Genomic DNA, 26,171 nt, shown 5'->3' with positions numbered 1-26,171 from the left:
TGGGGAGGGGTTGTCGATGATAGGTGTCCGGCTGGGACTGATGTTCGCCGTTGCCGCGTCCGGCGCGGCACCATCGATCGTCGATGCGCAGGTGGCGATGCCCGCCTTTACCATGCCGCCGTCGAACCAGCTTAGCCCGGAAGCGCTGGCAGTCCTCAAGCGCATGGACGCGGCGACGGCACCCGCCGACATCGCCGGAAACATCCCGAAGCAGCGCGCTTTCTACCAGCGTTTCAACGACGACCGTCTTGCCGAGATGCGGCGGCGCTTCAGGACGATTGTCCGCCAAGAGACGATCGGTGGAGTCGCCGTCGACGTGGTCGAGCCGGCAGAAGGCATCAGCCCGGCCAATCGCGACCGCGTTCTGGTCAATGCGCATGGTGGCGCGTTCCTGTGGGGCGCGGGCAGCGGGGCGCTGGTGGAAGCAATCCCGATCGCGGCGACGATGCGGGTGCGCGTGGTGACGGTGGACTACCGCCTTGCGCCCGAACATCCTTATCCGGCCGCGTCGGACGACATGATGTCGGTCTATCGCGCGCTTCTGAAGACCTACCAACCTGGGGCTATCGGCCTTTATGGCTGCTCGGCCGGCGGTGCGCTGGTCGCGCAGACCACCGCCTCCCTTCATCTGGCGAAGCTTCCCGTCCCGGGCGCGATCGGCACCTTCTGCAGCACCGGGGCGCCTTATACGGGCGACAGCGTCGTCCTCTCAGGGCCATTTGCCGGCAAGGCGCCAGTGATGGTGCCGCCGGTCAGCCCCTATCTGGCCGGCGTTTCGCCGAGCGACGCGCGCGCCTATCCGCTGCTGTCCGATGCAGAGACCCGCGCCATGCCGCCCACTCTGCTGCTGGCCGGCGGCCGCGATTTCGCCGCGAGCACGCTGACCCTGGCGCATCGTCGTCTTGCGGCCGCCGGCGTGCCCTCCGAGCTTTATCTCTTCGATGGCCTGCCGCACGCCTTCTTCATGTGGCCCGACATGCCCGAATCCATCGAGGCGTTCCGCCTGATCGCCGGCTTCTTCGATCGCCACCTCGCCCAGGGAAGCCCGAAATGAACCGCATCCGTGTCATCGTCGCGCTCGCTCTCACTTACGCGCTGCTCGGCGTGATGATGAACAGCGTGGGCATCGTCATCCTGCAATCGATCCGGCACTTCGACGCGACCAAGCCGATGGGCTCCACGCTGGAGGCGTGCAAGGATCTGACCGTGGTGGCGGCCTCCTTCCTCGTCGCGACCCGGGTGCCGCTGTTCGGCTTCCGCCGCGCGCTGACCGCCATGATGGTGCTGATGGCGCTGACATGCTTCGTGGTCTCGTTCGCGGGCAGCTTCTTCATGATGCAGGCGCTGTTCGTGGCGATCGGCTTCAGCTTCGCGATCGCCAAGGTCGCGACCTATGCGACGATCGGCCTGCTCGCGCGCGATTCCAACGACCATGCCAGCATCACCGGCATCATCGAAGGCGTGTTCATGGTCGGAATCCTGGCCGGCGTATGGCTGTTCGGCTGGTTCATTGCGCTCGACGACACCGGCAATGGCTGGCTGCGCATCTATTGGGCGCTGGGCGCGGCGTTTGCGGTGATGTCGCTGGTGTGGATCGCGACGCCGATCGACGAACGCGCCGCCGCCGCGCCCGCCGGCGCGGAAAGTGCGCATTGGGGCGAAATGGCGCGGCTCGCCGTCCTGCCCGCCAGTGTGGCGGTCCTCGCCGGGCTGTTCTTCTACGTGCTTGTCGAACAAAGCGTCGGCACCTGGCTGCCGACCTTCAACAACGAAGTGCTGCACCTGCCGCCGGCGATGAGCGTGCAGCTGGCGAGTATCTTCGTCGGCGCCTCGGCGGTGGGACGGCTGGCCTCAGGCGTGGTGTTGCGGCGTGTCGCATGGTTGCCTGCGCTGCTGGGATGTCTCGCCTGCGTTGCGGCGCTCGTGCTGCTGTCGCTGCCGCTCGCCCATGGCGGGCACCCGAATGGCGCGACCGACTGGTTCCACGCGCCGCTTGCGGCCTATCTCTTTCCGTTGCTGGGCCTGTTCCTGGCGCCGATCTACCCGACGCTCTGTTCGGTCGCGCTGAGTGCGCTTCCTCGCCACCGGCACGCCGCGATGATGGGGCTGATCGTGATCTTCTCCGCGCTGGGCGGGACGATTGGCTCGTTCATCACCGGTATGGTGTTCCAGCATCTGCCGGGCACGCTCGCCTTCTACTTCACGCTCGTGCCGCTGGGGCTGATCGCGCTGATCCTGCCCATCATCCGCCGCCGACAGGATAGCGGAGTCGCTGCGTGACGCCGTCGCCTTCCGAAATCTGGGGACCCTTGTTCGCCGCCGTACAGGAGCGCGGGCTGTTCCCCGACTCCAAGACCTTCGCCGATGCGATTCCGCGTCGCCCGGCCGAGGCAATCCTGAAGGACTGGGCGCGGATCCAGCCGGATGATGCGGCGCTCGACGCATTCGTCCGCGCGAATTTCGTCCTGCCGGAAATCGAGGCTTGCGTGCCGCCTCCCGATGACCTGCCCCTCGCCGAGCATATCGTCGCGCTGTGGCCTAGCCTGACCCGCGAAGCTGACCGGTCGGACGAAGGCGGATCGCTGCTCCCGCTGCCGCGTCGTCATGTCGTGCCGGGGGGGCGATTCCGCGAACTCTATTATTGGGACAGCTATTTCACGATGCTCGGCCTCGCCCGGTCGGGCCGCCAGGATCTGGTCGAGGACATGATCGCCATCTTTGGCGACCTGCTCACTCGCTACGGCCACATCCCCAATGGCACGCGCAGCTATTATCTCAGCCGCTCGCATCCGCCCGTATTCTACCTCATGGCGGCCTTGTCGAAGGACCGGAGCGAGGAGGGGCGGCGCCGGCGCCTCGGCTGGATGCGGATCGAGCACGCCTTCTGGATGGCGGGCGAGGATATGCTGGAGGGACCCGGCGCGCACCGCCGTATCGTCCGGCTCGCCGATGGCGCGCTGCTCAATCGCTATTGGGACGATCGCGCCGCGCCGCGCGACGAGTCCTGGCGCGAGGATGTCGAACTGGCGCGCGCGACGCCCGATCGCGATGCCGGAGAGCTTTGGCGCGATCTGCGCGCCGCGGCCGAAAGCGGGTGGGACTTCAGCTCGCGCTGGCTCGGCGACCGCGCGACGCTCGCAACGATCCGCACGACGCGACTGCTGCCGGTCGACCTGAACGCCCTGATCTACGGGCTCGAGCGCGCCATTGCCGCGGAGGCCGAAGCGCTTGGGGATGCTCCGACCGCCCGAGCGTTCGCAGAGCGTGCGGTCGACCGCGCCACCGCATTCGACCGGCACCTTTGGAACGACCGGACCGGCTTCTACGCCGACTATGACCTCGACCTCGGCGCCTGCAATGACATGTTGACCGCCGCCTTGGGGTTCGCGCTCTTCACCGGTGTCGCTCCTTCCGCGAGGGCGGCGTCGATTGCCGATGCCCTCGGGCGGTTGCTGCGGGCAGGCGGTTTAGTGACGACGGATACACGGACAGGTCAGCAATGGGATGCCCCAAACGGCTGGGCGCCGCTGCAATGGGTCGCGATAACTGGCCTCCGCGCCTATGGCCTGGATGCGCTTGCCGAAACCATCGCAGAGCGGTGGCTGCGCCTGATCGACGCTTATTACCGCGAGACCGGTCAGTTGCTCGAAAAATACGATGTCGAACGCGGCACCGCCGGGGGCGGGGGCGAATACGGCACCGAGATCGGGTTTGGATGGACCAATGGCGTCACGCTGGAATTGCTCGAGCGGTCGGATGCCGGCGAGCGCGGGCGCTGATCTCGCCTAGGACGGCTGCCGAACGCTTCGTCAACAGCAAGGCGATGATGGGAGAATGATCGGATGAGGAAGTCGCGAAGCCTTCGCAAGTCGCTCGGTCGCATTGCCGCACAGCTGAAGCGACCGGGCGCGGAATGCGGCACGTCCGCTGCGCTGGCGGCGACTGTCCTCGGGTGCCTGACACCTTTGCCGGCTGTCGCTCAGTCGAGCAAATCCGCGGCCGTCAGTGCGGCGGTAGACATGCTTCCGGCGTGGTCGAAAGGCTATTTCGACATTCATCACATCAGCACCGGGCGAGGCAATGCCACCTATTTCGTCTTCCCGGACGGGACGACATTGCTGATCGACGCAGGCGAAGCCGATCCGGCGTTCGTTGAGCGCGTAAGCCCGCTGAAAGCCTTCCCGCCCCGCCCGGACGGGGAACATTCCGCTGCCTATTGGATCGCGGATTATATTCGTCAGTTCGCGCCGGCCGGACAGGCGGCAAAGCTCGATTATGCACTCATCACGCATTTCCATACGGATCATCTGGGTACGATCACACCCGGCAAGCCCATGTCGAAGACCGGCGCCTATCGGCTCGCTGGCATTACCGAGGTCGCCGACCTGATTCCGATCGGCACGCTCATCGATCGGGCCGCGCCGGCCTATGACTATCCGGTCGACCTGCGGCAGTGCGTCAAGGGCGTGGATGGCGTTCAGGATTCCGATCAGCGGTCGCTGGCGAACTACCTCAGCTTCACCGGGTATCGGATGGGCCACGGCCAGGCGGTGACGGGTCTGAAACCGGGCGCGCTCGACCAGATCCGGCTTGCGCAGGCATCGGCATTCCCGAGCTTTCACATCCGCAATATCGCGTCCAACGGCATTATCTGGACCGGCGCACGCGACGAGACGCAACACTATATACCCAAGGGCGCGGTCTCGGATTGCCATTTCGACGAGAATCCGTTCAGCAACGTACTGAGATTTTCCTATGGCCGGTTCACCTATTATTCGGGCGGCGATATCCCCGGCGTACCGAACTACACCCAACCCTGGTGGCGCGACATCGAGACGCCGGTATCCGCGGTTGTCGGACCGGTCGACGTGATGTTGCTCGATCACCACGGGAACCGGGATTCGACGAACGAGAATATCCTCCGAAACCTGGCGCCCCGCGTTATCGTGCAGGAGAACTGGCTCTCGCCGCAGCCGGGCGAGGAAGTGGTCACCAGAATGGCGTCGAAGGGCCTCTATCCGGGCGATCGGGACGTCTTCTCCACCGGGATGAGCGCGGAAAGTCGCCTGGTGATCGGCCCCGTCATGGACAGCATCTACAAGAGCTATGGCGGCCATGTCGTGATCCGGGTTGCACCCAGTGGCGAGCAATATGAGGTCTATGTCCTCAGCGACACTGATCGGCGTCGTGAGATCACGACGCGGTTTGGGCCGTACCGATCAAAATAGAGCGGCGATTGTTAAATCTGATCCGTTCGTCCTGAGTAGGGATCGAGTAGCCGAAGGCGTATCGAGAGCCCGTATCGAAGGACAGGTTGTCGCGCGGAACCTGTCCTTCGATACGCCCTCTCGATACGCCGCTGCGCGGCTACTCGATGGCTACTCAGGACGAACGGGTGGTGGTGGCTCTGATTTAATGCAAGCTACTCTAGGTTCGTTCATCGAGCCATTGAGCGTCAAGATACCGTTGAGTGAGCGTGATTCGGGAAATCCTCGCTGCGGAAGATTCCGCTTATCCAGTCGAGAAATACCCTGAGACGCGGTGACAGCTGCCGGTTTTGCGCGAAGAGCGCCGACACGGCCGTCGGCGTCGGCGGATGGTAGGGCAGGACTTCGATCAATGCTCCCGACACCAGTTCGCGGGCGAAGCGGTAACGGGGCGCCTGGATCAGGCCGAACCCCAGGCGCGCGAGGTCGGCCGTCGTGTCGGAATGGTTGGCCGCCACGCGAGTGGGCAGCAGGATCGTCCTTACCCGCCCTTCGCTGGTGAATTCGAGCGGCATCACCTCGCCGGTTCGCGACGAGACGAAGCCGACCATCTGGTGGCCGTCCAGGTCTTCCAGCGTGCGCGGCGTGCCATGCCGAGCGAGATAGCCGGGGCTGGCGAGCGTCACCTCCTCGAGCGCGCCGAGCCGGCGTCGCACCAGCCCGCTATCGGCCAGGTCTCCCACGCGGATCGCGCAGTCCACGCCCTCGCGGATCAGGTCGACCAGCCGGTCCGTCTGGCCGAATTGCAGGTCGATCCGCGGATGGCGATCCATGAAGGTGGGGAGCCCGGGCAACAGGAAGGTGCGCGTCAGCAGGGCGGGTGCCTCGATCCTCAACAGGCCATGCGGCTCCGCGTCACGCAGCACGGCCTCGGCATCCTCGATATCGGCGATGATGGTGACGCAGCGCTGGTAGAATTCCTGCCCGTCATGCGTCGGCGCGACGTGTCGGGTGGTGCGGTCGAGCAGCCGCGCGTTCAGCCGGGTCTCCAGGCGCCGGATCATATCGGTCGCGGTCGAGCGCTTGACGCCGAGATCGGCCGCGGCGGCGCTGAAGCTGCCGCGTTCGACCACGCGCATGAACAGGCGGAGGCTGTCGAGATGGTCCATGATGTTTGTACGTCCTCAGCGGATAGTGTTTCCGCAATTTGCTGGATTATCCGACGATATGTCGAGCGCTATCTCTCGCCCGAAGGAGAATTCCATGCCCCCATCGGACAAGATCGCCATCGTGACCGGCGCCTCCAAAGGCATCGGCGCGGCCATCGCAAGACGCCTGGCGGCTGACGGCGCCGCTGTCGTCGTGAATTATGCAAGCAACGCTGCGGCCGCTGACGACGTCGTCAGCGCCATCGAGCAGGCGGGCGGGCGTGCAATCGCCGTCAGAGCCGACATTTCCGACTCCACCGCAGCGCGCGCCCTGTTCGACGCCGCCACCGAGGCATTCGGCGGCGTCGATATCTTGGTCAACAATGCCGGCACGATGGATGTGCTGCCGATCGCTGATACCGGAGACGATGTGTTCGACCGGCATGTCGCGACCAATCTCGCCGGCGTCTTTCGCGGCATGCGCGAAGCCGCCCGGCGCCTTCGCGACGGCGGGCGCATCATCAGTTTCTCATCGAGCGTGGTCGGTCTCTATCAGCCCGGCTACGGCGTCTATGCCGCGACCAAGGCAGCGGTCGAGGCGATGACTCATATCCTCGCCAAGGAATTGGGGCCGCGCGGCATCTCGGTGAACGCCGTCGCGCCCGGCCCGGTGGCGACTGACCTTTTCCTGACCGGCAAGTCGGACGAGCTGGTCGCGACGATCGCGCGGGCGAATCCATTCGGCCGGCTCGGCACCCCCGAGGACATCGCCCATGTCGTCGCTTTCCTTGCCGGCCCCGATGGCGGCTGGGTCAACGGCCAGATCCTCCGCGCCAATGGCGGCGTGATCTGAGAATAATCACCAGGAGAAATTCCATGCCCTTCGCCAATTTCAAGGTACCCGAAGCCGCGCTCAACCGCGCGCAGAAGGAGGAGATCGTCCACCGCACCACTGCCATGCTCGTCGAATATTTCTCCGAGGCAGCGCGGCCGCACACCATGGTGCTGATCGAGGAGGTCAGGGACGGCGGCTATGCCCGTGCCGACGAGGTCTTCGTCATCCCGGAGGCCTATCGCGCAAGGGACTGATGACGGTCCGGGCGGTGCGAGGAGTAGGCCGGGCGGAGAGCGCCTGTTCCGCCACAGCCTCCGGAGTCTCCCGGCTGAACCGCTTTTGCCTTAACCGCCATACCGTGCAGGACGGTGGGCGGAACAGGCTGACGATCGCGATGTCGCGTCCCTATTTACCCAACACGCCGGACAAATGCTCGGCCAGGCGGATCGAGAACGTGATGATCGAGAAGGTGGGATTGGAGATCCCGGACGATGCGAACACCGACGACCCGGCGACATACAGATTGTCGAGCGAATGCACCTTGAGATTGGCATCGACCACACCCTGGGTCGGGTCGGACGACATGCGTGTCGTGCCGATATGGTGCCCGTTGACGATCAACTGGTTCTTCACGCTTTGCCATGACGGCAAATAGACGTCGCCGTTCAGGCTGTTGACCGCGGCTTTGAACATCTGGGTCGACTGGGTGTAGGTCGCCTCGTCCGTGTCGCTGAGCAGCCAGGTGATATGAGTCTGCTGCTGGCCGAAGACCGGGTCGACGGTATCGGCCAGCGTGACCCGGCTGTCCGGGTTCGGCGCCATTTCGAAATAATAACGACTGCTGCCGGCCCAGAACCAGCAACTGCCGATTCCCCGTGCGCGCTGCTCGTCCGCGCTTGGCGAAAATCGCCCATTGACCGTCACGCCATTCTCGTCCTGCCACCGGACCGGGCGGGCGCCGGAAAGCGTATCGCCGTTCATCAGCCTGGTCTGGGCTTCGGTCAGATAGGGCTTGGTGATGGTGATGACGTTGCTGGCCGATAGCGGGTGGCACAGGAAATAGCGGCCGACCTGATCATGCTCGTTGCCTGCATTGGAGAGCAGCAGCCGGCGGGCATTGTCGACCGCGCCGCACGCCAGCACGAAGACATCGGCCTTGATGGTGAACTGAGTCGCCTTTTGCGGCGGTACCTGATCGTCCATGCTGGCCACGCTCAGCGCGCTGACGCTGCCTTGCGTGTGATCGATGTCGAGCAGGCTCGCGTTGAGGATCACGTCGACCGGGCTCTCCCCGATGGTGATTCCGTCGAACGTCCTTGTCGCGAAATTCAGGTAATTCGCGCCGATGAACTGGTACATGTCGGTATCGAAACCGGCGAGCAGGGGAACATCGGCCCCCAGGACCTTCGCCCAATAATGGGCCGTGAAATCGGCGCTGTGCAGTTTGCAGAAGGCCGCTGCCTCCGCATAATAAGGATCGAGGTCAGCGCGGCTGATCGGCCAGCCGGGGAAACCGGGACGCTTCTCGAAGTCGATCGGATCGAGCGGGCGGGACTGGCCGCCCCAATGCGCCGACGTACCGCCATAGATACGCTCGCGCTCCCAGGCGCTGTTGGTCTGCCCGAAATAGGGCTGGATCAGGAATTCGGGTTCGTTGGTCGCGAACAGGCCGTCGGCCAGCCCCTGGTAGAGCAGCGTCTTGTCCGGCCAGCTCGCCTTCATGCCGGCGGTGCGATAATCGCGGCTTCCCTCGATCAGGGTGACCTTCACCCCGGCCTGTTGCAGGTGCCACGCCGCCGTGATTCCGGCGGGGCCGGATCCGACGATGCACACCTCGGTCGAGACGACGGTGCCGTCGGCGATATCCTTGCCGTTTCTGATCATGGATCGCTCCTCAAGTTTTCTTCAGATAATATTGCCGATCTTTCGGAGTCAATATTGCAAAATGTTCCGGTTTTGGGACTTTTGAGCAGTTATTGGCGATTTTCTCAATTTGAATAGCAATGACATGCGATTGATGACGGAGAGAATCTGGAAAAATCATTACAACCGAATTTAAGGATATCGATAAAACATTGTTACTTTGAGCGGTTGAATTGCATCGGACTTCGGTGCTATCTTTTTCGTCGTCAAATGCAGGCCGTGAAACCAGCGTGCCTCATTGCAGGAGTGAGGATCGCACGGAGGACCGCGCGGCTCGCGAGGATCAGCCGCGAACCGGGGCACATGCTTCCCGCCGCCGCGCTGACCTGAGATTGCCGCCGGGCTCGCTTTGCCCTAATTCCGTCCCCTTGGGGCAGGGGGCTTTCGATGCAGAATATGAGCCGCGACGTCTTGCTGCTCCTTGCGTTGGTCGCCTGCGCCCTGGCGACCTCCGGGGCCAGCGATACGCCGGAAGGACCACCCGACTGGGCCTATCCCGGCAATGTCCCGGCCACCGCGCGGGCGCCACAGGATGCGAACGAGCAACTGCGCGTGCCCGGCAGCGCCATATCGTTCGCGCGCAAGGATCTGCGCAACCTGTTCGCCGTGCCGGACTGGCATCCCGGCGATCATCCGGCGATGCCGGAAGTGGTCGTGCACGGCCGCGCGCCGGGCGTGCGTGCCTGCGGTTTCTGTCACTTGCCGAGCGGCGACGGCCGGCCCGAAAACGCCCCGCTTGCCGGCTTGCCCGAATCCTACATCGTCCAGCAGATGGCCGATTTCAAAAGTGGCGCGCGCACGTCCTCGGTTCCGCATCGTCTTCCCACCGACTGGATGGCGGATATCGGCAAGGCCGCGACGGATGAGGAAGTGCGCAGCGCCGCCGCCTATTTCGCGAAGCTGCCCTTGCGATCCCATGTGTCGGTCATCGAAACCGCCACCGTACCGCGCACCGTCGCCAGGGGCTGGCTGTTCACCCTGGTGCCCGGTGGCGGCACCGAGCCGCTGGGCGACCGCATCGTCGAAACGCCCGCCGATCTCGATCGGTTCGAGCAACGCGATGCCCATGTCCCGATCCTCGCTTATGTACCGCCCGGCAGCATCGCCCGCGGCAGGGCGCTGGCGCGGGGCGACGAGGCCAGGGGCATTCCCGCCTGTGCGGCCTGTCATGGCGACGATCTCGGCGGCACCGACGCGGTCCCGTCGCTCGCCGGCAAGTCGCCCAGCTATATCGCCCGCCAGCTGTACGACTTCCACTCCGGTGCGCGCTCAGGCCCCTTGGCCGAGCCAATGAAGGCGGTCGTCGCGCCGATGACGCAGACCGACATGCTGAATCTCGCCGCCGGGCTCGCCTCGCTCAAACCGGCGAAACATTAGGCCGGACATCAGGCGTCGAGCAGCTTCGTGGGCACGCCGAGCATGGGGCCAGCTTCGGCGAGCCGCTGGTCGAGCGTGTGCATGGTGGCGCCGTGCTCCGCCGCAATCGCAAGGTGGAGCGCGTCACCCGCGCGAAGGCCAAGCAGGTACTGGTCGACGAATCTGGCTGCCGCGCGGAAATGACCGCCCGTCACCGCGAGAATCGTGAAGCTCTCGGCGCTTAGTTTGTTGAACATGGCCATCGCGGCCGCGCGCTCTTCCAGGTCGATCTGCCTGGTACGCAGTTTGATCGCCATGGCCGAGGATATTTCCGTGATGGTCCAGTCGCTGATCGAGAGCAGCGCTGGATCCTGCTCCGCCAGCCAGCGTTGCGCCGGCGGCGTCATCGCCTCATTGGAAAGCGCCGCGACGATCAGCGATGTATCGATATAGAGCATCAATAGCGATCGCCGTCGCGCATCGACCGCACCAGATCGACCGCACTCCCGGCCTGTGGCGACATGGTCGCCGTGAGTGCGTTCAGCGAGGCGGCGTCGATCGGTTTGCGCGATCTGACAATGGCCGTAAGTCGCGCGACCGGCTTGCCGCGCCGGGTGATATCGATTGAATCCCCCGCTTCGACGCGATCGACCAGTTCGCTCAAACGCGCCTTGGCATCCGCCAGACTAATCGAGTCCATATGTCGCTCCTGACCAACTAGATGGTCATATAGCGTTTAGCCTCCGATAGTTCCATGCTCATCTCGTCATTTCCTGTTTGACGAGCGTCCAACAACTAGAGACAATTGCCGGCGACGAGCGGGAGGGAATGATGGCGTCCAGGCTGATCGCGCGCATCCTAGGGATGGCGGCCCTGACAACGGCATCGTCACCCCTATTGGCGGAAACCCTCTACGTTCGCGCCGGAAAGCTGGTCGACACCGAAAAGGGCGTGGTCCTCACTGACCGGCTGATCCGCATCGACGATGGCCGCGTCACCGCCGTGACGCCCTGGGCGCCGCCGCCGGCCGGCGCGCCGCTGACCGACTGGAGCGCGTTCACCGTGCTCCCCGGCCTGATCGACATGCACACGCATCTCGTCGACACCGAACAATCGGCCAATGTCGCCGAGCCCTTGCTTCATTCGGGCGCCGATATCGCGCTGCTCGGCGCGAAGCACGCCCGCGACACGCTCGCCGCCGGCTTCACCAGCGTCCGCGACGTCGGCACTTTCCGCGCGTTCGGCGACGTGTCGCTGCGCAACGCGATCGATACCGGGCTGGTGGACGGCCCGCGCATGAGTGTCGCCGGCGCCTATCTCACCGTGCCCGGCGGCGGCGGCGAAGTCACCGGCATGGCGCCCGATGTCGAGGTTCCCGCGATCATGCGCATGGGCGTGGTCACCGGTCCTGCCGACATGACGGTCAAGGCCCGCCGCCTGTTCCAGGGTGGTGCCGATTTCCTGAAACTGATCGCGACCGGCGCCGTGCTCGCCGCCGGCACCGAGCCCGGCGCGCCCGAGCTGACCGAGGAGGAAATGCGCGCCGCCGTCGCCGAGGCCGCCCGCAATGGCAGCTATGCCACGGCGCACGCGCATGGCGCCGAGGGCATCAAGCTGGCGATCCGCGCCGGGGTCCGCTCGATCGAACATGCCTCGCTGATCGACGATGAGGGCATCGCGCTGGCCAAGGCGAAGGGTGTCTGGCTGGTGATGGACATCTATAATGGCGACTTTATCGACCAGGTCGGCAAGCGCGACGCCTGGCCCGCCGAGATCTTGCGCAAGAACACCGAGACGACCGACGCCCAGCGCGAGGGCTTCCGCAAGGCGGTCCGCGCCGGCGTGAAGATCGCGTACGGCACGGACGCCGGCGTCTATCCGCACGGCCTGAACGCGCGGCAATTCCGCTACATGGTCCGTTTCGGCATGACGCCGATGCAGGCGATCCAGTCCGCGACGACCAGCGCCGCCGCGCTGATGGGCAAGTCGGCCGATGTCGGCGCGGTCTCGCCCGGCCATTATGCCGATCTGATCGCGGTGGCAGCCGATCCGCTCGCCGATATCGGCGCGCTCGAAAAGGTCGATCACGTCATGAAGGGCGGCAGACTGGTCCGCTAACCGTTTCGGCGCCGTTCAGAAGCGGCCCGATACCCCGCGTCCGGGTCAAATCACGGGGCGGATTGATGGCGCGTTTGATGTGGTGGGGTGCGGGCGTCCTGGCCGCGGCGATCATAGCGAGCCCCGCGCTCGCCAAGGATTACGAGCCCGTCACCTGCGCCGCGCACCAGGTCTGGCAGGGCCGCCCTCTTCACGCGGCTGTCACGCCCGCATTCGAAGGCACCGTTCCCGAAACCCCGCTCGCGCCCGCCACCACCGCGCAACTCGACCGCCTGTTCGATACCATGCGCACCGCCGCCAGGGCCCAGGCGCTCGGCATCGCGGTCGGGCGCACAGGGGAGGGGCTCTGGACCCGCATCGAGGCGCCCGCCGGAAAGCGACTCTGGTGGGCCAGTACCGGCAAGGCCTTTGTCGCGGTGGTCGTCCTCCAGCTTGTCGAGGAGGGCAAGCTCTCGCTCGACGATCCCGCCTCGCGCTGGATCAAGGGCGTGCCGAACGGTGATGTCGTCACCGTGCGCGATCTGCTCGCTCACACCGGCGGCCTGTTCAGCGCCAATGAGGATCTGCGCGTCCACGCCAGACCGCATTATCTGCCGCCGGAAGAAATGCTGACGATCCTCCGCCGCCACGGCGCGATGTTCTGCCCGGGCGCCAACTGGCGCTATTCCAACAGCGGCTATGATCTGCTCGCGGTTATCGTCGAAGCGGTCGATCACCGCCCACTGCCTGATGCGATCGATGCACGCATCGTGAAGCCGCTCGGTCTCGCCTCGATCATCGCCCTGCGCCCCGGCCAGCCTGCGCCGAACGTCGCCCCGCCGATGCTGTCAAGCGGCGATCCGATCGATCCCTCAAGCGCTGGCGCGGGTGGTCCGATCGCCGGCGACCCGGCCGACATGGTCCGCTTCTGGAGCGCGCTGCTGCAAGGCAGGCTGCTTCGCACCGATACGGTGCAGCAGATGTTCGGCGAGCTTTATCCGATGTTCGATCCCGGCACCTGGTACGGCCTCGGCGTCATGGTGCTCGACGTTACCGATGGCGGCCGTGCCGACATGTGGCTCGGCCATGCCGGCGGCGCTCCGGGCGTCAGCGCGATGCTCGCCTGGTCGCCCGCGGACAAGACGATCGTCGCTGTCGCGCTGACCGGAGACGGCCCTGCCGCCGCCGTGACGAACGGCGTGCTCAAGGCGCTGAGAACCGCCCCGGTGACACCAGCGCCCTGAGCGCTAATGCATTAGCATTGACTAATCAATTAGTGCACGCTAATGATTTTCCCATGCTCGAAGCCGCCGCCATCACCACCGTCATGCGTACCCTTGCCGACCCCACAAGGCGCGGCATCTTCGAGCGCGTCGTCAACGCCAAAGAGATCACCGTTGCCGAACTGACCAGGGGAAGCGGCGTCACCCAGGGCGCCATTTCCCAGCACCTCAAGTCGCTCAAACAGGCGGGTCTCGTCGCCGAGCGGCCCGAGGGGCGCAACGTCCATTACCGCGCCACACCCGACGGCCTCGCGCCGCTGGTCGACTGGATGGACCATTACGGCGTCTTCTGGCGCGACCGTTTCGCCGACCTCCGCTCCCTGCTCAAGGAAATCGATCCATGAACCAGCTTGCCCAGATGACCCCGGGGTCCCCGGCCGAAACCTGCGACATCGTCGTCGACGAAGTGTTCCCGCACGCGCCCGAGACGATCTGGAAGACGCTCACCGACGGCCCCGTCATGGGCCGCTGGCTGATGGCACCGACCGGCTTCGCGCCGGTGGTGGGCACCAGCTTCACCTTCCAGACCACCCCGGCCGGCGAATGGGACGGCGTGATCCGCTGCCAGGTGCTCGAAGTGGTCGAGAACCAGCGCCTCGCCTTCGCGTGGAAGGGCGGGCACGAAGGCAACACGGGCTATGGTTCGCCGCTCGACACGGTCGTCACCTGGACACTCTCGCCAGCCGAAGGCGGCACCCGCGTCCGCATGGTCCATTCGGGCTTCGTGCTGCCGACGAACGAAAGCRCCTTCTCCAAGATGAGCCAGGGCTGGAAGAAGGTCGTGCCCAACATGGTTCAGGTCGCCGGTGAGCTCGACTCGTAAAAGGCGCGATCACGCCCCCAACCCTCTGCAGAACGAGAGAGAGAGAGAGAGAGAGAGAGAGAATGAGCGAGCCCTATACCGGGGGATGCGCGTGCGGCGCCATCCGTTACGAGATCGCCGCCGAACCGATCTTCCAGAACCATTGCCAATGCCGGGATTGCCAGCACAAGAGCGGCACCGGCCACGGTTCCTATCTCACCTTCCCGCAGCGCGCTGACGTGGCCTTGAAGGGCGATGCCACGCATTGGGGCATCGTCGCCGACAGCGGCAATGCGAAGACGCACGGTTTCTGCGCTACCTGCGGATCGCCGGTGTATCTGACCTTCAGCGCCATGCCCGATCTGTTCACTATCCATGCCACCGGCCTGGACGATCCGGGCCGCTTCCAACCCCAGGCCGTGACCTATGCAGCGCGCGCTCTTGCCTGGGACCTGCTCGATCCGGCGCTTGTGGCGTTTGCCGGGATGCCGCCGAAGCCGGGCGAGCGCTGAAAGCCCTTCGGAAGGGATTGCTTGGTTAGATGGCGGCCCCACCATGGTTCTTCCCCGGCGGAGGCCGGGGTCCAGTTGGGGGACCGTTAAAATGGGCGCTTCGCCCGTTCTCTTCCATTCCCAACTGGACCCCGGCCTCCGCCGGGGAAGGCTACATGCGAAACAGCGAACCGCGGTGCATCTTGCCGATTACCCAAACCGATAGGGATCAAAACACCCGGCATCCGCATCGGCAGCCCCGCCAAGCTCCGCCACGATCAGTTCAGCCCCCAGCGCGGCAAAGCTCACCCCGTTTCCGCCGAACCCGCTCGCCAGCCAGAGACCGTCATGGTTGCGCGCGGCGCCGATCGCCGGCAGCCCATCCGGCGACGATCCGAACGCCGCCGACCACACGCAATCCACCGTTACGTCCTCGACCGCGATCATCGCCGCCAGTTTCGCGCGGATCGTACCGCCCTTGGCCTCGATCAGCGCATCGCGCTGCCGGGCGTCATCGAAATCCTCGTCCTCGCCGCCGGCGATCACCCGGCCATCGGCGGTCGCTCGCGTATAGAGATAGGGGGACGAGGCTTCCCAGATCATCGCATTCTCGCGCCATAGCGGTGCATGCCCCGGCGGGGTCGCGATGGCGTAGCTCGACCCGACCGTGAAGGCAGCGGGCAGGAACCAGCTCGCACGTTCATAGCCCGGCGCCAGGATAACCTGCCGCGCTTCGATCCGCCGCCCGTCCGCTTCATGCAGCACGGATCCGTTGCCTGCCTGCTCGATGCGCGTCACGTCGAACGGAAAACAGGCCATAGCGCCTTGCGTCCGGGCTCGCGCGAGCAACCCGAGCGTCAGCCGAACCGGATCGACCTCATAGCTCCCCGCCGAAATCAGCGCCGCCCGCGGCGCGATATCGAACCGGGCCGCCACCGCCGCTGCGTCCAGATAATCGGACGGCAAGCCCGCTTCGCGCCGCGCCGTGCCCTCGGCCTTCAGTGCTTCTTCGTCGAGCAATGTCCCCGCCAGATACAGCTCCGGCCGGTCGATCCGCCCGCACTCGATCCCCGCATCATCGATATGCGCCGCCAGCCGCTCCACCGCCGCGAACACCCGCCGCCAGCGCCGCGCCGCCTCCGCCGCACCGATCGTCCCGGCCAGCCGGGTCAGCGGCACATCGGCGGCCCACATCACCAGCGCGGTGGAGGCGGCCGTGCTGCCATGCGCTGGCGGCCGGCGATCGAGCAGCAGCACACGCCGGCCCTCGCCGGACAGCCGTTCCGCCAGCATCGCCCCCATCACGCCCGCGCCGACGATCGCGATATCGATCTCGCCCGAGGGAAGCTCATCGGAAATCAGCGTGTTGCCGGCGTCCGCCGCCCAGCACGCGCGGCCGCCGCGAAGATCCCGTCGCTCGGTCAGGTCCACCATGTTTCTCCGAAGATCGCGCCGCTGGTTGGCGGCGGGAATTAGGCTGTCGGGATGTCCCGCCACCTGCTGAACCATCCAACGATGGATTGGCTCCGCGTCTGGGCGCCGTCGCGATCCGACACCGCGAAGGTGGATTCACGCGACGACGCGAAGGCGCGAAGAGAGAAGTAGACTTGGGCGGGCCGTGGCCCACATCGGCAGGGGCACAGTAAAGAGGAGGATTCGCGCAGAGAGGCGCGGAGATATCGTGGACAGGCTGGTGGTCACGACCCGCCCGTGCGCCCCAGTCAGACGATCTCTGCGCCTCCGCGCCTCTGCGCGAACAAATATAGGCGTGCCTCCGGCGGGGGGCAGAATGTCGATTCGCCCCGACATACGCTTCGCGTCTTCGCGCCTTCGCGTGATCCGTTCTTCTTTTCCCGCAGCAGCGGCGCGGCCAGCGGATCAGGGAACCGGCGAACACGCATAGCGTGCCGGGCGTCGCGCGGGTCGGCACTCTGCGTGAGGCTAACTATCTATAATAAAATGATATTTATACTATGACCGCAACCCGAAAATGTCAGCGACCCTGCTGACATTTCCAACGCCCGGCCCCCGATTCAATCCAACGCGGAATGGCTTAGAGATACGACACCAAGTCCAAAGGCATCCCGGAAACCCGCGCGCGGCGAACCCGGCAAAAGGGGCAGCGACTCAAGGCAGCGCGATTCTCCGCACCGAGGTCGACTCAAACGGTTCACCCCTCGATCCGCGGGAAACCGAGACGAAAGAACAGGATTCGCACCGTGAGTACTCGCAACTACAGCTCCAACAAAATCCGATACCCCTCGCGGAATTCGGCGAGAATTCGTCAGGATGATCGCGCCGGCATGTTCGTCGGGTGTTTCTTGGTCCTCCAACACCGATACTATCCTATAGTTGCGGCGCCGCGCAGGGCCGAAGTACCGTCCGATTTCGGCCCCTTCGCAGGTGGGTCGCATAAATCGGCGATGACTTGCCGGTCCGGCGCCGACTCCAACACCATTACTTTGCAGCCCGCGAGCGTCGTTTTCCTCGATTCAAACGGTGCGCAAAGCCTCATAGGCCGGGTGTAGCGGTGTACGGGCATCGCTTGTTTCTCATTGTTGCACCGGGGTTCTTGCCCCACCGATCTTGCGCGGCGCGCGCGGCTGGGCGAGAGCGCGTCCATGCCCGATCTGTCCGAAACCGCGCCGCGCGAGGCCATGCCCGACGATGCCGCCGCCGTCGTCGCTTTATGGGAAGCCTGTGGTCTCACCCGCCCCTGGAACGACCCTCACGCCGATTTCACTCAGGCGCTTGGCGGTTCCACCTCTACCGTGCTGGTGACGGGGCAGGGGCCTCTCTCCGGCTCGGTGATGATCGGCTTCGACGGACATCGCGGCTGGGTCTATTATCTCGCGGTCGGGCCCGACCATCGCCGCCACGGTCTCGGCCGCGTTCTGATGGGTGCCGCAGAGGCCTGGCTTCGTGCCCGCGGCGCCCCCAAGATCCAGCTCATGGTACGCGACGACAATCAGGACGCGCTCGGTTTCTACGAAGCGCTCGGGCTCGAACGGCAAAAGGTCGTGACGCTCGGCAAATTCCTGAAGGATTGAACATGTTGCGTCGCTCCACGCGGTCGAGGACCGGGAGCGATCCCTGAGGTCTTTCGAGAGCATGAGAGTCGTGAGCCGCTGGTATAGGCCGGTTCTGGCGGATAGGTGGCGGACGGCTTTCGGATGACGGGCGGGCGGGGCGAGTGCGGTGCGTGCTCGCTTTGGCCGCCGGGCGGAATGTAGATGATGTCCTTGGGGGTGTGATGATTGACGATAACGCTCACGGCGAGGGTCCGGCAGGCGCGGACCCGTACGCCCATGCTCGATCGATAAAGTCCCTGGATGAATGCTATTTTTATCATACGATGGATGTGCCGGGCTATGGCACCATCAACGGTGAATGGGATCTGCGTGGATCGATCGACGACTATCTTGGGCATTTTGATTTCTCGGGAAAGCGTGTCCTGGATGTGGGTGCCGCTTCGGGCATTCTGAGCTTTCACATCGAGAAGCAGGGTGCTGAGGTCGTGTCGTTCGATCTCTCCGAAAATTATGATTGGGACATTGTTCCATTTGCGGAAAATGACAATGATGCGGCGCGTAGCGAGCGTCGGAACCATCTTCGTAAAATCAATAATGGCTATTGGTTGTGCCATGAAGCCTTTGAGTCGAAGGCACGAATGGTAAATGGCGTTGTCTATGATATTCCCGCGTCGATCGGCTCTGTGGATGTGTCGGTCTTCGGCAGCATTCTTCTCCATTTGAGAGACCCGTTTCTCGCGTTGCAGAATGCTGCAAGCCTAACCCGCGAGACTATTATAGTTGCCGATCTCTCTCCCTTTGGGAGGTTCGCCAGCAACTTCAAAAGAAATCCGCGGTTTATGCCGCGCAGCCTGAAGCCAAAGGGTATAAGCGACGGCTGGTTCCGGTTGCCTCCCCTGCTTGTGCAGGAATATCTCGGCATCCTGGGTTTTAAGAATTGCTCGGTGTCGTGGAGCAATTTCAAATACGGAGATCGTATTCGGCCCATCTATACGATCATTGCGCGTAGATGAGTGAGATTGACGCTTGATTGGCGCAAGAGCTGAAGGATCAAGATGACTGTCACCATTTATGGCATCCGCGCGTGCGACACGATGAAGAAGGCCTGGACCTGGCTCGACGCGCACGGCATCGCCTATGACTTCCATGATTACAAAAAGGCCGGCATCGATGAGGCCACGCTGCGCGGCTGGGCAGGGCAGGTCGGGTGGGAAGTGCTGCTCAACCGCGCCGGCACGACCTTCCGCGCGCTGCCCGATGCCGACAAGGCCGATATCGGCGAGGACAAGGCGATCGCGCTGATGCTGGCTAGTCCTTCGATGATCAAGCGGCCCGTGCTCGATACCGGTGGCAAGCTCCTGGTCGGCTTCAAGCCGGACCTCTATGATGCGGCAGGGCTTGGATAATCCGGGAGAAACTCAATGCCGACCGCATGCTGGAACGGGGCCGTCATCGCTGAATCCGACGACACGGTGGTGGTGGAGGGCAATCATTATTTCCCGCCCGATAGCGTCAACGCCGATCTGCTCGAGGCCAGCCCTTCGCACACCACCTGCCCATGGAAGGGACAGGCGCATTACAAGTCGATCGTGGTGGACGGAAAGCGCAATCCGGACGCGGTCTGGTTCTATCCCGATCCGTTGCCCGCCGCCGCTGAAATCAAGGGCCGCTTCGCCTTTTGGAAGGGCGTCCAGATCCGCTGAAAAGCTAGGTCCGATTCGGCGCTAAACATTGCCTTTCTCCCTCGAAAGGCGCAGATTCTCCCTCTCACCATTGGAGGGGAGAAGGTCATGACAGAGGACGGCGACCAGCCACCTGTTTGGTACTATGTCGTTGGCGGCGCGCTGGCGCTGTGGAGCGCGCTCGGCTGCTATGCCTGCTATATGCAGTTCATTCACGGGGCTGAAGCGATGGGCCCCGCGACTGACTATGATCTCAAGCTCTACGCAAGCCTGCCCGCCTGGTACAATGTCGTGTTCGCGCTTGCGGTGCTCACCGGCCTGCTCGGCGCGATCGGCCTGCTGATGCGCTCGCGCGCGGTGCGCATTCTCTTCATCGTCTCGCTCGTCGCGGCGGTCATCCAGTTCGGCTATCTCTTCCTCGCGACGGACATCATCGCGGTGAAGGGCGCGGGGACGGTGCTGCCCTTCCCGATCCTGATCATCGTCATCGGAATCTTCTCGATCTGGTTCGCCGGCGTCGCGAAGAAGCGGGAATATCTGCGCCCCTGAGGGCAATATCGGTGGGAGGACGTCACTCCTCCCACTGGAACACCTCGTCGAGCGGCTTGCCGAACACCCGCGCGATGCGGAACGCCGCCTCGAGCGACGGAGAATATTTGCCCGCTTCGATCGCGGCGATCGTCTGCCGCGTCATCCCGATCCGCGCGCCGAGATCGGCCTGAGTCATCTCGCCGGCCATGAAGCGCAACGTGCGGATCTGGTTCACGATCGGGGTGCTGGCCATGCCTCAGCTCCCCCGGCGATACAGGAACAATAGCGTGCCGGCGCGCACCAGTTCGGCGAGGACCAGCGCCAGGAGCAGCGCGTTGCTGATCACGATCGGCACCAGCGTGACGGGCTTGCCGTTCAGCCAGGCCGGTGCGGTCGCCATGGTCAGCGGCGCGACCACGGTGAGTGTCGCGACCAGCGCGCTTAGCGTGACGAAGGCCGGGCGATAGGCGAGCAGCGCGAATTCCCGCTCGCGGTCGTCCGCCGGCGCGCTCGCTTCCTTTGGCGACAGGATGGCGAGTATGATCGCGGCCACGATCTGCACGACGGTCAGCGCGACCACCGCGAAGATGAAATGGCCCACCTCCTCGCCGACATCGAAACTCGGTCCCTCCAGTGCCCGGACGAACCCCAGGAAATACCAGCCCCAGATCACGATCGTCGCCGCGACCGACCCCCACATCATCTTTTCCCGAAACGCCATAACGGCCTCCAACGTCAACTTTATGCGACTCAATGTAAAACATATCTAACATTGAGTCAAGTGATGGGAACATTGCCGCATTCTGGATGCCCGCTGTGGCTGGCGTCCCATCGGCGGCGGCGCTAACAGCGGGGCCATGTCCACGACCTTCACGATCGACACCTCGACCAGCCGCGCGAATCCCACGCCGGCGCCGATGAAGCGGCTCACCATTCCGGCCCTGCGCAAGGCCAAGGGCGGCACGCCGCTGGTGATGCTGACGGCCTATACCGTCCGCACCGCGCAGCTGCTCGATCCGCATTGCGATCTGCTGCTGGTCGGGGACAGCCTCGGCCAGGTCGTCTACGGCCTGCCCTCGACGGTGCCGGTCACGCTGGAGATGATGGCTGCGCACGGCGCCGCGGTGGTGCGGGGCAGCTATCATTCGGTCGTGATCATCGACATGCCGTTCGGCAGCTATGAGGCCTCGCCCGAAAAGGCGTTCGAGAGCGCGGCCTGGCTGCTCAAGCAGACCGGCGCGGCCGGTGTGAAGATGGAAGGCGGCGAGGCGATGGCGCCGACCGTCCGTTTCCTCGTCGAGCGCGGCATCCCGGTAATGGGTCATGTCGGCCTCACACCGCAGGCGGTCAATGTGCTCGGCGGTTATGGCGCGCGCGGACGCACGCCCGAGGAAGCGGCCAAGATCGTCGCCGACGCCGTCGCGGTGGCTGATGCCGGCGCCTTCTCGATCGTCATCGAGGGCGTGGTCGAGCCGATCGCGATCGAGATCACCCGGAAGGTCGCCTGCCCGACCATAGGCATCGGCGCCTCGGCCGAGTGCGACGGGCAGGTGCTGGTGGCGGAGGACATGCTCGGCCTGTTCGAGCGCACGGCACGCTTCGTGAAGAAGTTCGACGACATGGCTGGCCGTATTTCCGCCGCGGTTGAAACCTATGCGGCGGACGTCCGATCCCGCGCGTTTCCGGGTCCGGAGCAGACCTACGCGCCCAAGGATTGATCCCTTCCGTTTGTGCGCGGCCATCGCTAAGGTCCGCGCCTTTCCAGCCTTCGCCACATGGAGCATCCCTTGGCCGTTACGCCGAATACCGACGAAGCATTCCTGCGTGAGGTCGATGAGGAACTTCGCCGCGATCAGCTCGCGAGCATGTGGACGCGCTTTGGCCGCTGGCTGATTGTCGCGATCATCGCCGGCCTCGCGGCGTTCGGCGGCTTCCTCTATTGGCAGCATCACAGCGGCGAGGTCGCGGGCGAGCAGGGCGAGAAGCTTCAGGCCGTCTATGACGATCTGGCCGTGCAGAAGATCGGCACCGCCGAGAAGGGCCTGGTCGAGCTCGCCGGGTCGAAGATCGCCGGCTACCGCGCGATGGCGCTGTTCACCCAGGCCGACCTGCTGCTGCAGAAGGAAGACCTGAAGGGCGCTGCCGCCAAGTTCGCCGCGGTCGCGGGCGACAGTTCGATCGGCCAGCCGCTGCGCGACCTGGCGCTGATCCGCCAGACCTCCGCTGAATTCGATACGTTGAAGCCCGATGTCGTCGTCAACCGGCTGAAGCCGCTTGCGGTGAAGGGTAATCCCTGGTTCGGCAGCGCGGGCGAGCTCGTCGGTGCCGCCTATCTCCAAATGAACAAGCCCGATCTCGCGGCACCGCTCTTCGGGCAGATCGCCCGGGACGAGACGGTGCCCGATACGATCCGTCAACGCGCGGTTCAGCTCGCGGGCACCATGGGCGTCGACGCGGTCGGCCCGGTTGAGGAAAAGAAAGCGCAATGATGTACAAGAACCGGGTGCTGCTGGCCGGCGCCGCGCTCCTCGCGCTCAGTGGCTGCGGCATTTTCAAGGGCGGCGGCAAGAAGACTCCGGTGCTGGGTGATCGCGTGCCGATCCTCATGTCCGAGAGCGAAGTCACCTCCGACAAGAGTCTGGCGGACGTGCAGGTGCTTCTCCCCGCGCCAGAGGCCAATGACAGCTGGGCGCAGCCAGGCGGCAATGCCTCCAAGTCGATGGGGCAGCTTGCGCTCGGCGCCACGCTGTCGCGTGCATGGAGCGCTTCGATCGATGGCGGTTCCAACCGCCAGCGGCTCGCCGCGCCACCGGTCGTTGCCGGCGGCCGGCTTTATGCGATGGACGTGGACGCCAATGTCCATGCCTTCACCGCGGATACCGGCGCAAAGGTCTGGACCACCAATATCGCCAAGACCGACAAGAAGACCCAAAGCGCGCGTTTCGGCGGCGGTGTCAGCTTCGATGACGGCAAGGTCTATGCGACGGATGGTCTCGGCGACGTGGTGGCACTCGACGCCGCGACCGGCGCCGAGCTGTGGCGCGCCAAGCCGGGCGGCCCGCTGCGCGGCTCACCGACCATCGACAACGACAATCTCTATGTGCTGAGCCAGGACAATCAGCTGTTCGCGCTGACCAAGACCGACGGCAAGGTCGTCTGGACTCAGTCCGGCTCGCTTGAGACTCAGGGCGTGTTCGGCGTCGCGGCGCCCGCGATGGGGCAGGGCACGGTCATTGCCGGTTTCTCCTCCGGCGAACTGAACGCCTATCGCTACGAGAATGGCCGCACCCTGTGGCAGGACGCGCTGTCGCGTTCGACCATCTCCACCTCGGTGTCGTCGCTTGCCGATATCGACGCGTCGCCGGTCATCGACCGCGGCCTCGTCTTCGCCGTCGGCCAGGGTGGGCGCATGGTCGCGCTGGAAATCGTCTCGGGCCAGCGCATCTGGGAACAGAATTTCGCCGGCATCTCGACCCCCTGGGTCGCGGGTGAATGGCTGTTCATCGTCACGGACGATGCCCGGCTGGTCTGCCTCGCCCGCGCGACCGGCAAGGTCCGCTGGATCCAGCAGCTCCGCCATTATGGCAGCGAGAAGAAAAAGAAGAATCCGGTCACCTGGTATGGCCCGGTTCTCGCCGGCAACCGTCTGATCCTGACCAACTCGCGCGGTGAAATCCTGTCGGCCTCGCCTGACACGGGCGAACCCGGCGCGGTAATCGAGGGCGGCAAATCCTACAGCCTGCCGCCGATCGTGGCGAATTCCACGCTCTATGTGCTCGATCAGAAGGGCCGGATCTCGGCGTATCGCTGATCGACGGCGACCGCTTCGTGACCCCGGTGCGACTCCGGGGTGACGAATGCGGCGCGGCACGCTAAGGCGCGCCATGCCCAATCTTCCCGTGGTCGCGATCATCGGCCGGCCCAACGTCGGCAAATCGACTCTGTTCAACCGTCTCGTCGGCAAGAAGCTTGCGCTCGTGGACGATCGTCCGGGCGTCACCCGCGACCGCCGGGAGGGTGATGCAACCCTCGTCGGCATGGAATTCCGTGTCATCGACACCGCTGGCTATGAGGACCAGGACGCCGCCTCGCTGCCCGGCCGCATGCGCGCGCAGACCGAAGCCGCCGTCGCCCAGGCCGATGTTGCTCTGTTCCTGATCGACGCCCGTGTCGGCCTCGTTCCGCTCGATGAGGAGATCGCCCGCTGGCTGCGCGGATCGAAAACCCCGGTCATCCTGGTCGCGAACAAGGCCGAAGGCCGTGCCGGCGAAAATGGTATCCTCGAATCGCTGTCGCTCGGCTTCGGGGATCCGGTCGCGCTCTCCGCCGAGCATGGTGAGGGTATGGTCGAGTTGTTCGAGGCACTGCTGCCGCACGTCGAGCCCGAGGAGGACGCGGAAGCGGTAGCCGAGGAGATTGATGAGGAGAGCCTCGACGCGCCGCTGAAGCTCGCCATTATCGGCCGCCCCAATGCCGGCAARTCGACGCTGATCAACCGCATGCTCGGCGAGGAGCGGCTGATTACTGGTCCCGAGGCCGGGATCACCCGCGATTCGATCGCGATCGACTGGACCTGGCACGATCCGGAAGGCGAGGCCCGGGCCGTTCGGTTGATCGACACGGCCGGCATGCGCAAGCGCGCCAATGTGCAGGACAAGCTGGAAAAACTGTCGGTCGCCGACGCGCTTCACGCGATCGACTTCGCCGAAGTGGTCGTGCTGCTGCTCGACGCGACTCGCGGGCTCGAGGCGCAGGACCTGCGCATCGCCGACGCGGCGCTGCAGGAGGGGCGTGCGCTGGTCGTCGCGATCAACAAATGGGACGTGGCGGAAAATGCCAGCAGCCTGTTCAACGGCATCCGCGGCGCCCTGGAGGAAGGGCTCTCGCAGGTGAAGGGCATCCCGGTGCTGACGGTGTCTGCGGCGACCGGCAAGGGCATCGATACCTTGCTCAAGGTGGCGTTCGAGACGCGGGAAGCCTGGTCGCGCCGTATCGGCACGGGCGAGCTCAACCGCTGGTTCGAAAAGGCGATCGAGGCCAATCCGCCGCCCGCGCCGGGCGGCAAGCGCATCAAACTACGCTACCTGACCCAGGCCAAGACGCGCCCGCCCGGTTTTGTCCTGTTCGGTACCCGCGTCGATCAATTGCCGACGAGCTATCAGCGGTATCTGATCAACGGCATCCGGCGCGACCTCGGATTCGGTGCGGTGCCGGTCCGGCTGACGCTGCGCGCGCCCAAGAATCCGTTCGACCGGTAAAGGCCGTTTGAACGGTGTCGGTGCGACTGCCGGCACGCCCGTCAACGCATCCTTTACCCCGTTTGCATAAGAGCGGGGCATGTCTTCGCGGCCTTGCGGCCCGAAGTGGGAGATTGCGGTGTCGCTCGACGATCCTCGCCTGGTCGACTGGATGGTGTTTTCGCGGGCTCGGAACGAGCTTGGTGCCGGCTTCGTGCGGATTTTGGGCTATTTTCGGGAAGACGGCGTGAAATCGGTCGGAGCGATCGAGACTGCCATGCGGTCTCGCAACGCCGCCGCGATGGTCCTGCCCGCCCACACGCTGAAGGGCGAGTCCCGGCAGTTCGGTGCAGAACCGCTCGGCGCGCTGGCGGAGAAGATCGAGACGATCGCGCGCGATTGCGTCGAGAATCGCGATACGCCCGACGAAGCGCTGCAATCGGTGGTCGAACTTCGGCCATTGTTCGACAAGACGCTGGAACTGCTCGAGCGTGAATCGAACCCATTGGTCGCGCGCCGGCCCGTATTTGGCCGCCGCGCGCTGTAA

Annotated in this window: 29 protein-coding genes; 22 read left to right on the top strand and 7 right to left on the bottom strand. The window is 64.8% G+C overall.

From position 1 onward, the window contains the following. Positions 1-16 precede the first annotated feature (16 nt). The 4 genes from AC1DX5_RS18270 to AC1DX5_RS18255 all read left to right on the top strand — a co-directional run bounded on the left by AC1DX5_RS18270 (position 17) and on the right by AC1DX5_RS18255 (position 5,228). Positions 17-1,054 (top strand): alpha/beta hydrolase, encoded by a 1,038-nt coding sequence (locus AC1DX5_RS18270; RefSeq protein WP_465172812.1) that lies wholly within the window; start codon positions 17-19, stop codon positions 1,052-1,054. Beyond that, positions 1,051-2,280 (top strand): MFS transporter, encoded by a 1,230-nt coding sequence (locus AC1DX5_RS18265; RefSeq protein ID WP_465172813.1) that lies wholly within the window; start codon positions 1,051-1,053, stop codon positions 2,278-2,280. The genes AC1DX5_RS18270 and AC1DX5_RS18265 overlap by 4 nt, the downstream gene beginning before the upstream one ends. Then, positions 2,277-3,779 carry an alpha,alpha-trehalase TreA gene (treA, locus tag AC1DX5_RS18260; protein ID WP_478016622.1) on the top strand — a complete coding sequence of 501 codons (1,503 nt, stop codon included), beginning with the start codon at positions 2,277-2,279 and terminating at the stop codon, positions 3,777-3,779. Before AC1DX5_RS18265 ends, treA begins: the two co-directional genes overlap by 4 nt. 240 nt (positions 3,780-4,019) lie before the next feature. Then, positions 4,020-5,228: a ComEC/Rec2 family competence protein gene (locus AC1DX5_RS18255; protein ID WP_478016621.1), complete on the top strand. Its 1,209-nt coding sequence runs from the start codon at positions 4,020-4,022 to the stop codon at positions 5,226-5,228. A gap of 227 nt (positions 5,229-5,455) precedes the next feature. Here AC1DX5_RS18255 and AC1DX5_RS18250 read toward each other — a convergent pair whose 3' ends face one another. Next, positions 5,456-6,376, bottom strand: a complete 921-nt coding sequence (locus AC1DX5_RS18250) for a LysR family transcriptional regulator (RefSeq protein ID WP_478016620.1) — start codon at positions 6,374-6,376, stop codon at positions 5,456-5,458. A 94-nt stretch (positions 6,377-6,470) separates the two neighbouring features. On the opposite strand from AC1DX5_RS18250, the gene AC1DX5_RS18245 reads away from it, so the two are divergent. Both AC1DX5_RS18245 and AC1DX5_RS18240 read left to right on the top strand, forming a co-directional pair. Beyond that, positions 6,471-7,208: an SDR family oxidoreductase gene (locus AC1DX5_RS18245; protein ID WP_478016619.1), complete on the top strand. Its 738-nt coding sequence runs from the start codon at positions 6,471-6,473 to the stop codon at positions 7,206-7,208. 23 nt (positions 7,209-7,231) lie between these two features. Then, on the top strand, positions 7,232-7,444 hold the full coding sequence (locus AC1DX5_RS18240) for a tautomerase family protein (RefSeq protein WP_465172818.1): 213 nt from the start codon (positions 7,232-7,234) through the stop codon (positions 7,442-7,444). 151 nt (positions 7,445-7,595) lie between these two features. On the opposite strand, the gene AC1DX5_RS18235 is transcribed toward AC1DX5_RS18240, so the two are convergent. After that, a complete protein-coding gene (locus tag AC1DX5_RS18235; protein ID WP_478016618.1) occupies positions 7,596-9,074 on the bottom strand; it encodes an FAD-dependent oxidoreductase in 1,479 nt (492 codons plus the stop codon). 426 nt (positions 9,075-9,500) lie between these two features. On the opposite strand from AC1DX5_RS18235, the gene AC1DX5_RS18230 reads away from it, so the two are divergent. Then, positions 9,501-10,490 carry a c-type cytochrome gene (locus AC1DX5_RS18230; protein WP_478016617.1) on the top strand — a complete coding sequence of 330 codons (990 nt, stop codon included), beginning with the start codon at positions 9,501-9,503 and terminating at the stop codon, positions 10,488-10,490. A gap of 8 nt (positions 10,491-10,498) precedes the next feature. On the opposite strand, the gene AC1DX5_RS18225 is transcribed toward AC1DX5_RS18230, so the two are convergent. Together AC1DX5_RS18225 and AC1DX5_RS18220 are read right to left on the bottom strand one after the other, a co-directional pair. Continuing rightward, complete coding sequence (locus AC1DX5_RS18225; protein ID WP_478016616.1) at positions 10,499-10,927, bottom strand: type II toxin-antitoxin system VapC family toxin; 429 nt, start codon at positions 10,925-10,927, stop codon at positions 10,499-10,501. Then, a complete protein-coding gene (locus AC1DX5_RS18220) occupies positions 10,927-11,169 on the bottom strand; it encodes a type II toxin-antitoxin system Phd/YefM family antitoxin (RefSeq protein WP_478016615.1) in 243 nt (80 codons plus the stop codon). Before AC1DX5_RS18220 ends, AC1DX5_RS18225 begins: the two co-directional genes overlap by 1 nt. Positions 11,170-11,333: 164 nt before the next feature. Between AC1DX5_RS18220 and AC1DX5_RS18215 the strand changes: the two genes are divergently transcribed. The 5 genes from AC1DX5_RS18215 to AC1DX5_RS18195 all read left to right on the top strand — a co-directional run bounded on the left by AC1DX5_RS18215 (position 11,334) and on the right by AC1DX5_RS18195 (position 15,163). After that, positions 11,334-12,587, top strand: coding sequence for a Xaa-Pro dipeptidase (locus AC1DX5_RS18215; RefSeq protein ID WP_478016614.1), 1,254 nt, complete (start codon positions 11,334-11,336; stop codon positions 12,585-12,587). A gap of 65 nt (positions 12,588-12,652) precedes the next feature. Next, on the top strand, positions 12,653-13,810 hold the full coding sequence (locus AC1DX5_RS18210) for a serine hydrolase domain-containing protein (RefSeq protein WP_478016613.1): 1,158 nt from the start codon (positions 12,653-12,655) through the stop codon (positions 13,808-13,810). Between the two features lie 53 nt (positions 13,811-13,863). Continuing rightward, positions 13,864-14,193: an ArsR/SmtB family transcription factor gene (locus AC1DX5_RS18205; protein ID WP_465172825.1), complete on the top strand. Its 330-nt coding sequence runs from the start codon at positions 13,864-13,866 to the stop codon at positions 14,191-14,193. Then, positions 14,190-14,672, top strand: coding sequence for an SRPBCC family protein (locus tag AC1DX5_RS18200; protein ID WP_478016612.1), 483 nt, complete (start codon positions 14,190-14,192; stop codon positions 14,670-14,672). Before AC1DX5_RS18205 ends, AC1DX5_RS18200 begins: the two co-directional genes overlap by 4 nt. Positions 14,673-14,734: 62 nt before the next feature. Further along, positions 14,735-15,163: a GFA family protein gene (locus AC1DX5_RS18195; RefSeq protein ID WP_465172827.1), complete on the top strand. Its 429-nt coding sequence runs from the start codon at positions 14,735-14,737 to the stop codon at positions 15,161-15,163. A gap of 189 nt (positions 15,164-15,352) precedes the next feature. Here AC1DX5_RS18195 and AC1DX5_RS18190 read toward each other — a convergent pair whose 3' ends face one another. Next, entirely contained in the window at positions 15,353-16,576 is a 1,224-nt protein-coding gene (locus AC1DX5_RS18190; RefSeq protein WP_478016611.1) for an NAD(P)/FAD-dependent oxidoreductase, read from the bottom strand. Between the two features lie 1,187 nt (positions 16,577-17,763). Between AC1DX5_RS18190 and AC1DX5_RS18185 the strand changes: the two genes are divergently transcribed. The 5 genes from AC1DX5_RS18185 (at position 17,764) to AC1DX5_RS18165 (ending at position 20,405) form a co-directional block, all read left to right on the top strand. Further along, complete coding sequence (locus AC1DX5_RS18185) at positions 17,764-18,192, top strand: GNAT family acetyltransferase (protein ID WP_478016610.1); 429 nt, start codon at positions 17,764-17,766, stop codon at positions 18,190-18,192. 203 nt (positions 18,193-18,395) lie between these two features. Then, positions 18,396-19,187 carry a class I SAM-dependent methyltransferase gene (locus AC1DX5_RS18180; RefSeq protein ID WP_478016609.1) on the top strand — a complete coding sequence of 264 codons (792 nt, stop codon included), beginning with the start codon at positions 18,396-18,398 and terminating at the stop codon, positions 19,185-19,187. Between the two features lie 42 nt (positions 19,188-19,229). Beyond that, positions 19,230-19,580, top strand: coding sequence for an arsenate reductase (locus AC1DX5_RS18175; RefSeq protein WP_478016608.1), 351 nt, complete (start codon positions 19,230-19,232; stop codon positions 19,578-19,580). Positions 19,581-19,595: 15 nt separating this feature from the next. Continuing rightward, entirely contained in the window at positions 19,596-19,877 is a 282-nt protein-coding gene (locus AC1DX5_RS18170; RefSeq protein ID WP_465172832.1) for a DUF427 domain-containing protein, read from the top strand. Positions 19,878-19,964: 87 nt separating this feature from the next. Further along, positions 19,965-20,405: a hypothetical protein gene (locus AC1DX5_RS18165; RefSeq protein ID WP_465172833.1), complete on the top strand. Its 441-nt coding sequence runs from the start codon at positions 19,965-19,967 to the stop codon at positions 20,403-20,405. Between the two features lie 22 nt (positions 20,406-20,427). Here AC1DX5_RS18165 and AC1DX5_RS18160 read toward each other — a convergent pair whose 3' ends face one another. Continuing rightward, positions 20,428-20,640, bottom strand: a complete 213-nt coding sequence (locus AC1DX5_RS18160) for a helix-turn-helix transcriptional regulator (protein WP_465172834.1) — start codon at positions 20,638-20,640, stop codon at positions 20,428-20,430. A 3-nt stretch (positions 20,641-20,643) separates the two neighbouring features. Continuing rightward, complete coding sequence (locus tag AC1DX5_RS18155) at positions 20,644-21,108, bottom strand: hypothetical protein (RefSeq protein ID WP_465172835.1); 465 nt, start codon at positions 21,106-21,108, stop codon at positions 20,644-20,646. Between the two features lie 136 nt (positions 21,109-21,244). Between AC1DX5_RS18155 and panB the strand changes: the two genes are divergently transcribed. From panB to AC1DX5_RS18130, 5 genes are all read left to right on the top strand, one after another. Then, positions 21,245-22,105 (top strand): 3-methyl-2-oxobutanoate hydroxymethyltransferase, encoded by an 861-nt coding sequence (panB, locus tag AC1DX5_RS18150; RefSeq protein WP_478016607.1) that lies wholly within the window; start codon positions 21,245-21,247, stop codon positions 22,103-22,105. Positions 22,106-22,174: 69 nt separating this feature from the next. After that, a complete protein-coding gene (locus AC1DX5_RS18145; protein ID WP_465172837.1) occupies positions 22,175-22,876 on the top strand; it encodes a tetratricopeptide repeat protein in 702 nt (233 codons plus the stop codon). Beyond that, on the top strand, positions 22,873-24,198 hold the full coding sequence (locus AC1DX5_RS18140; RefSeq protein WP_465172838.1) for an outer membrane protein assembly factor BamB family protein: 1,326 nt from the start codon (positions 22,873-22,875) through the stop codon (positions 24,196-24,198). Before AC1DX5_RS18145 ends, AC1DX5_RS18140 begins: the two co-directional genes overlap by 4 nt. A gap of 73 nt (positions 24,199-24,271) precedes the next feature. Beyond that, positions 24,272-25,645 carry a ribosome biogenesis GTPase Der gene (gene der / locus AC1DX5_RS18135; protein ID WP_465172839.1) on the top strand — a complete coding sequence of 458 codons (1,374 nt, stop codon included), beginning with the start codon at positions 24,272-24,274 and terminating at the stop codon, positions 25,643-25,645. Between the two features lie 79 nt (positions 25,646-25,724). After that, on the top strand, positions 25,725-26,171 hold the full coding sequence (locus tag AC1DX5_RS18130; RefSeq protein ID WP_465176349.1) for an Hpt domain-containing protein: 447 nt from the start codon (positions 25,725-25,727) through the stop codon (positions 26,169-26,171).

The sequence above is a fragment of the Sphingomonas sp. P2_B6 genome (assembly GCF_056404755.1).
Note: the sequence above shows the minus strand (reverse complement) of the source record. Positions and strands in the feature narration are given on the sequence as shown.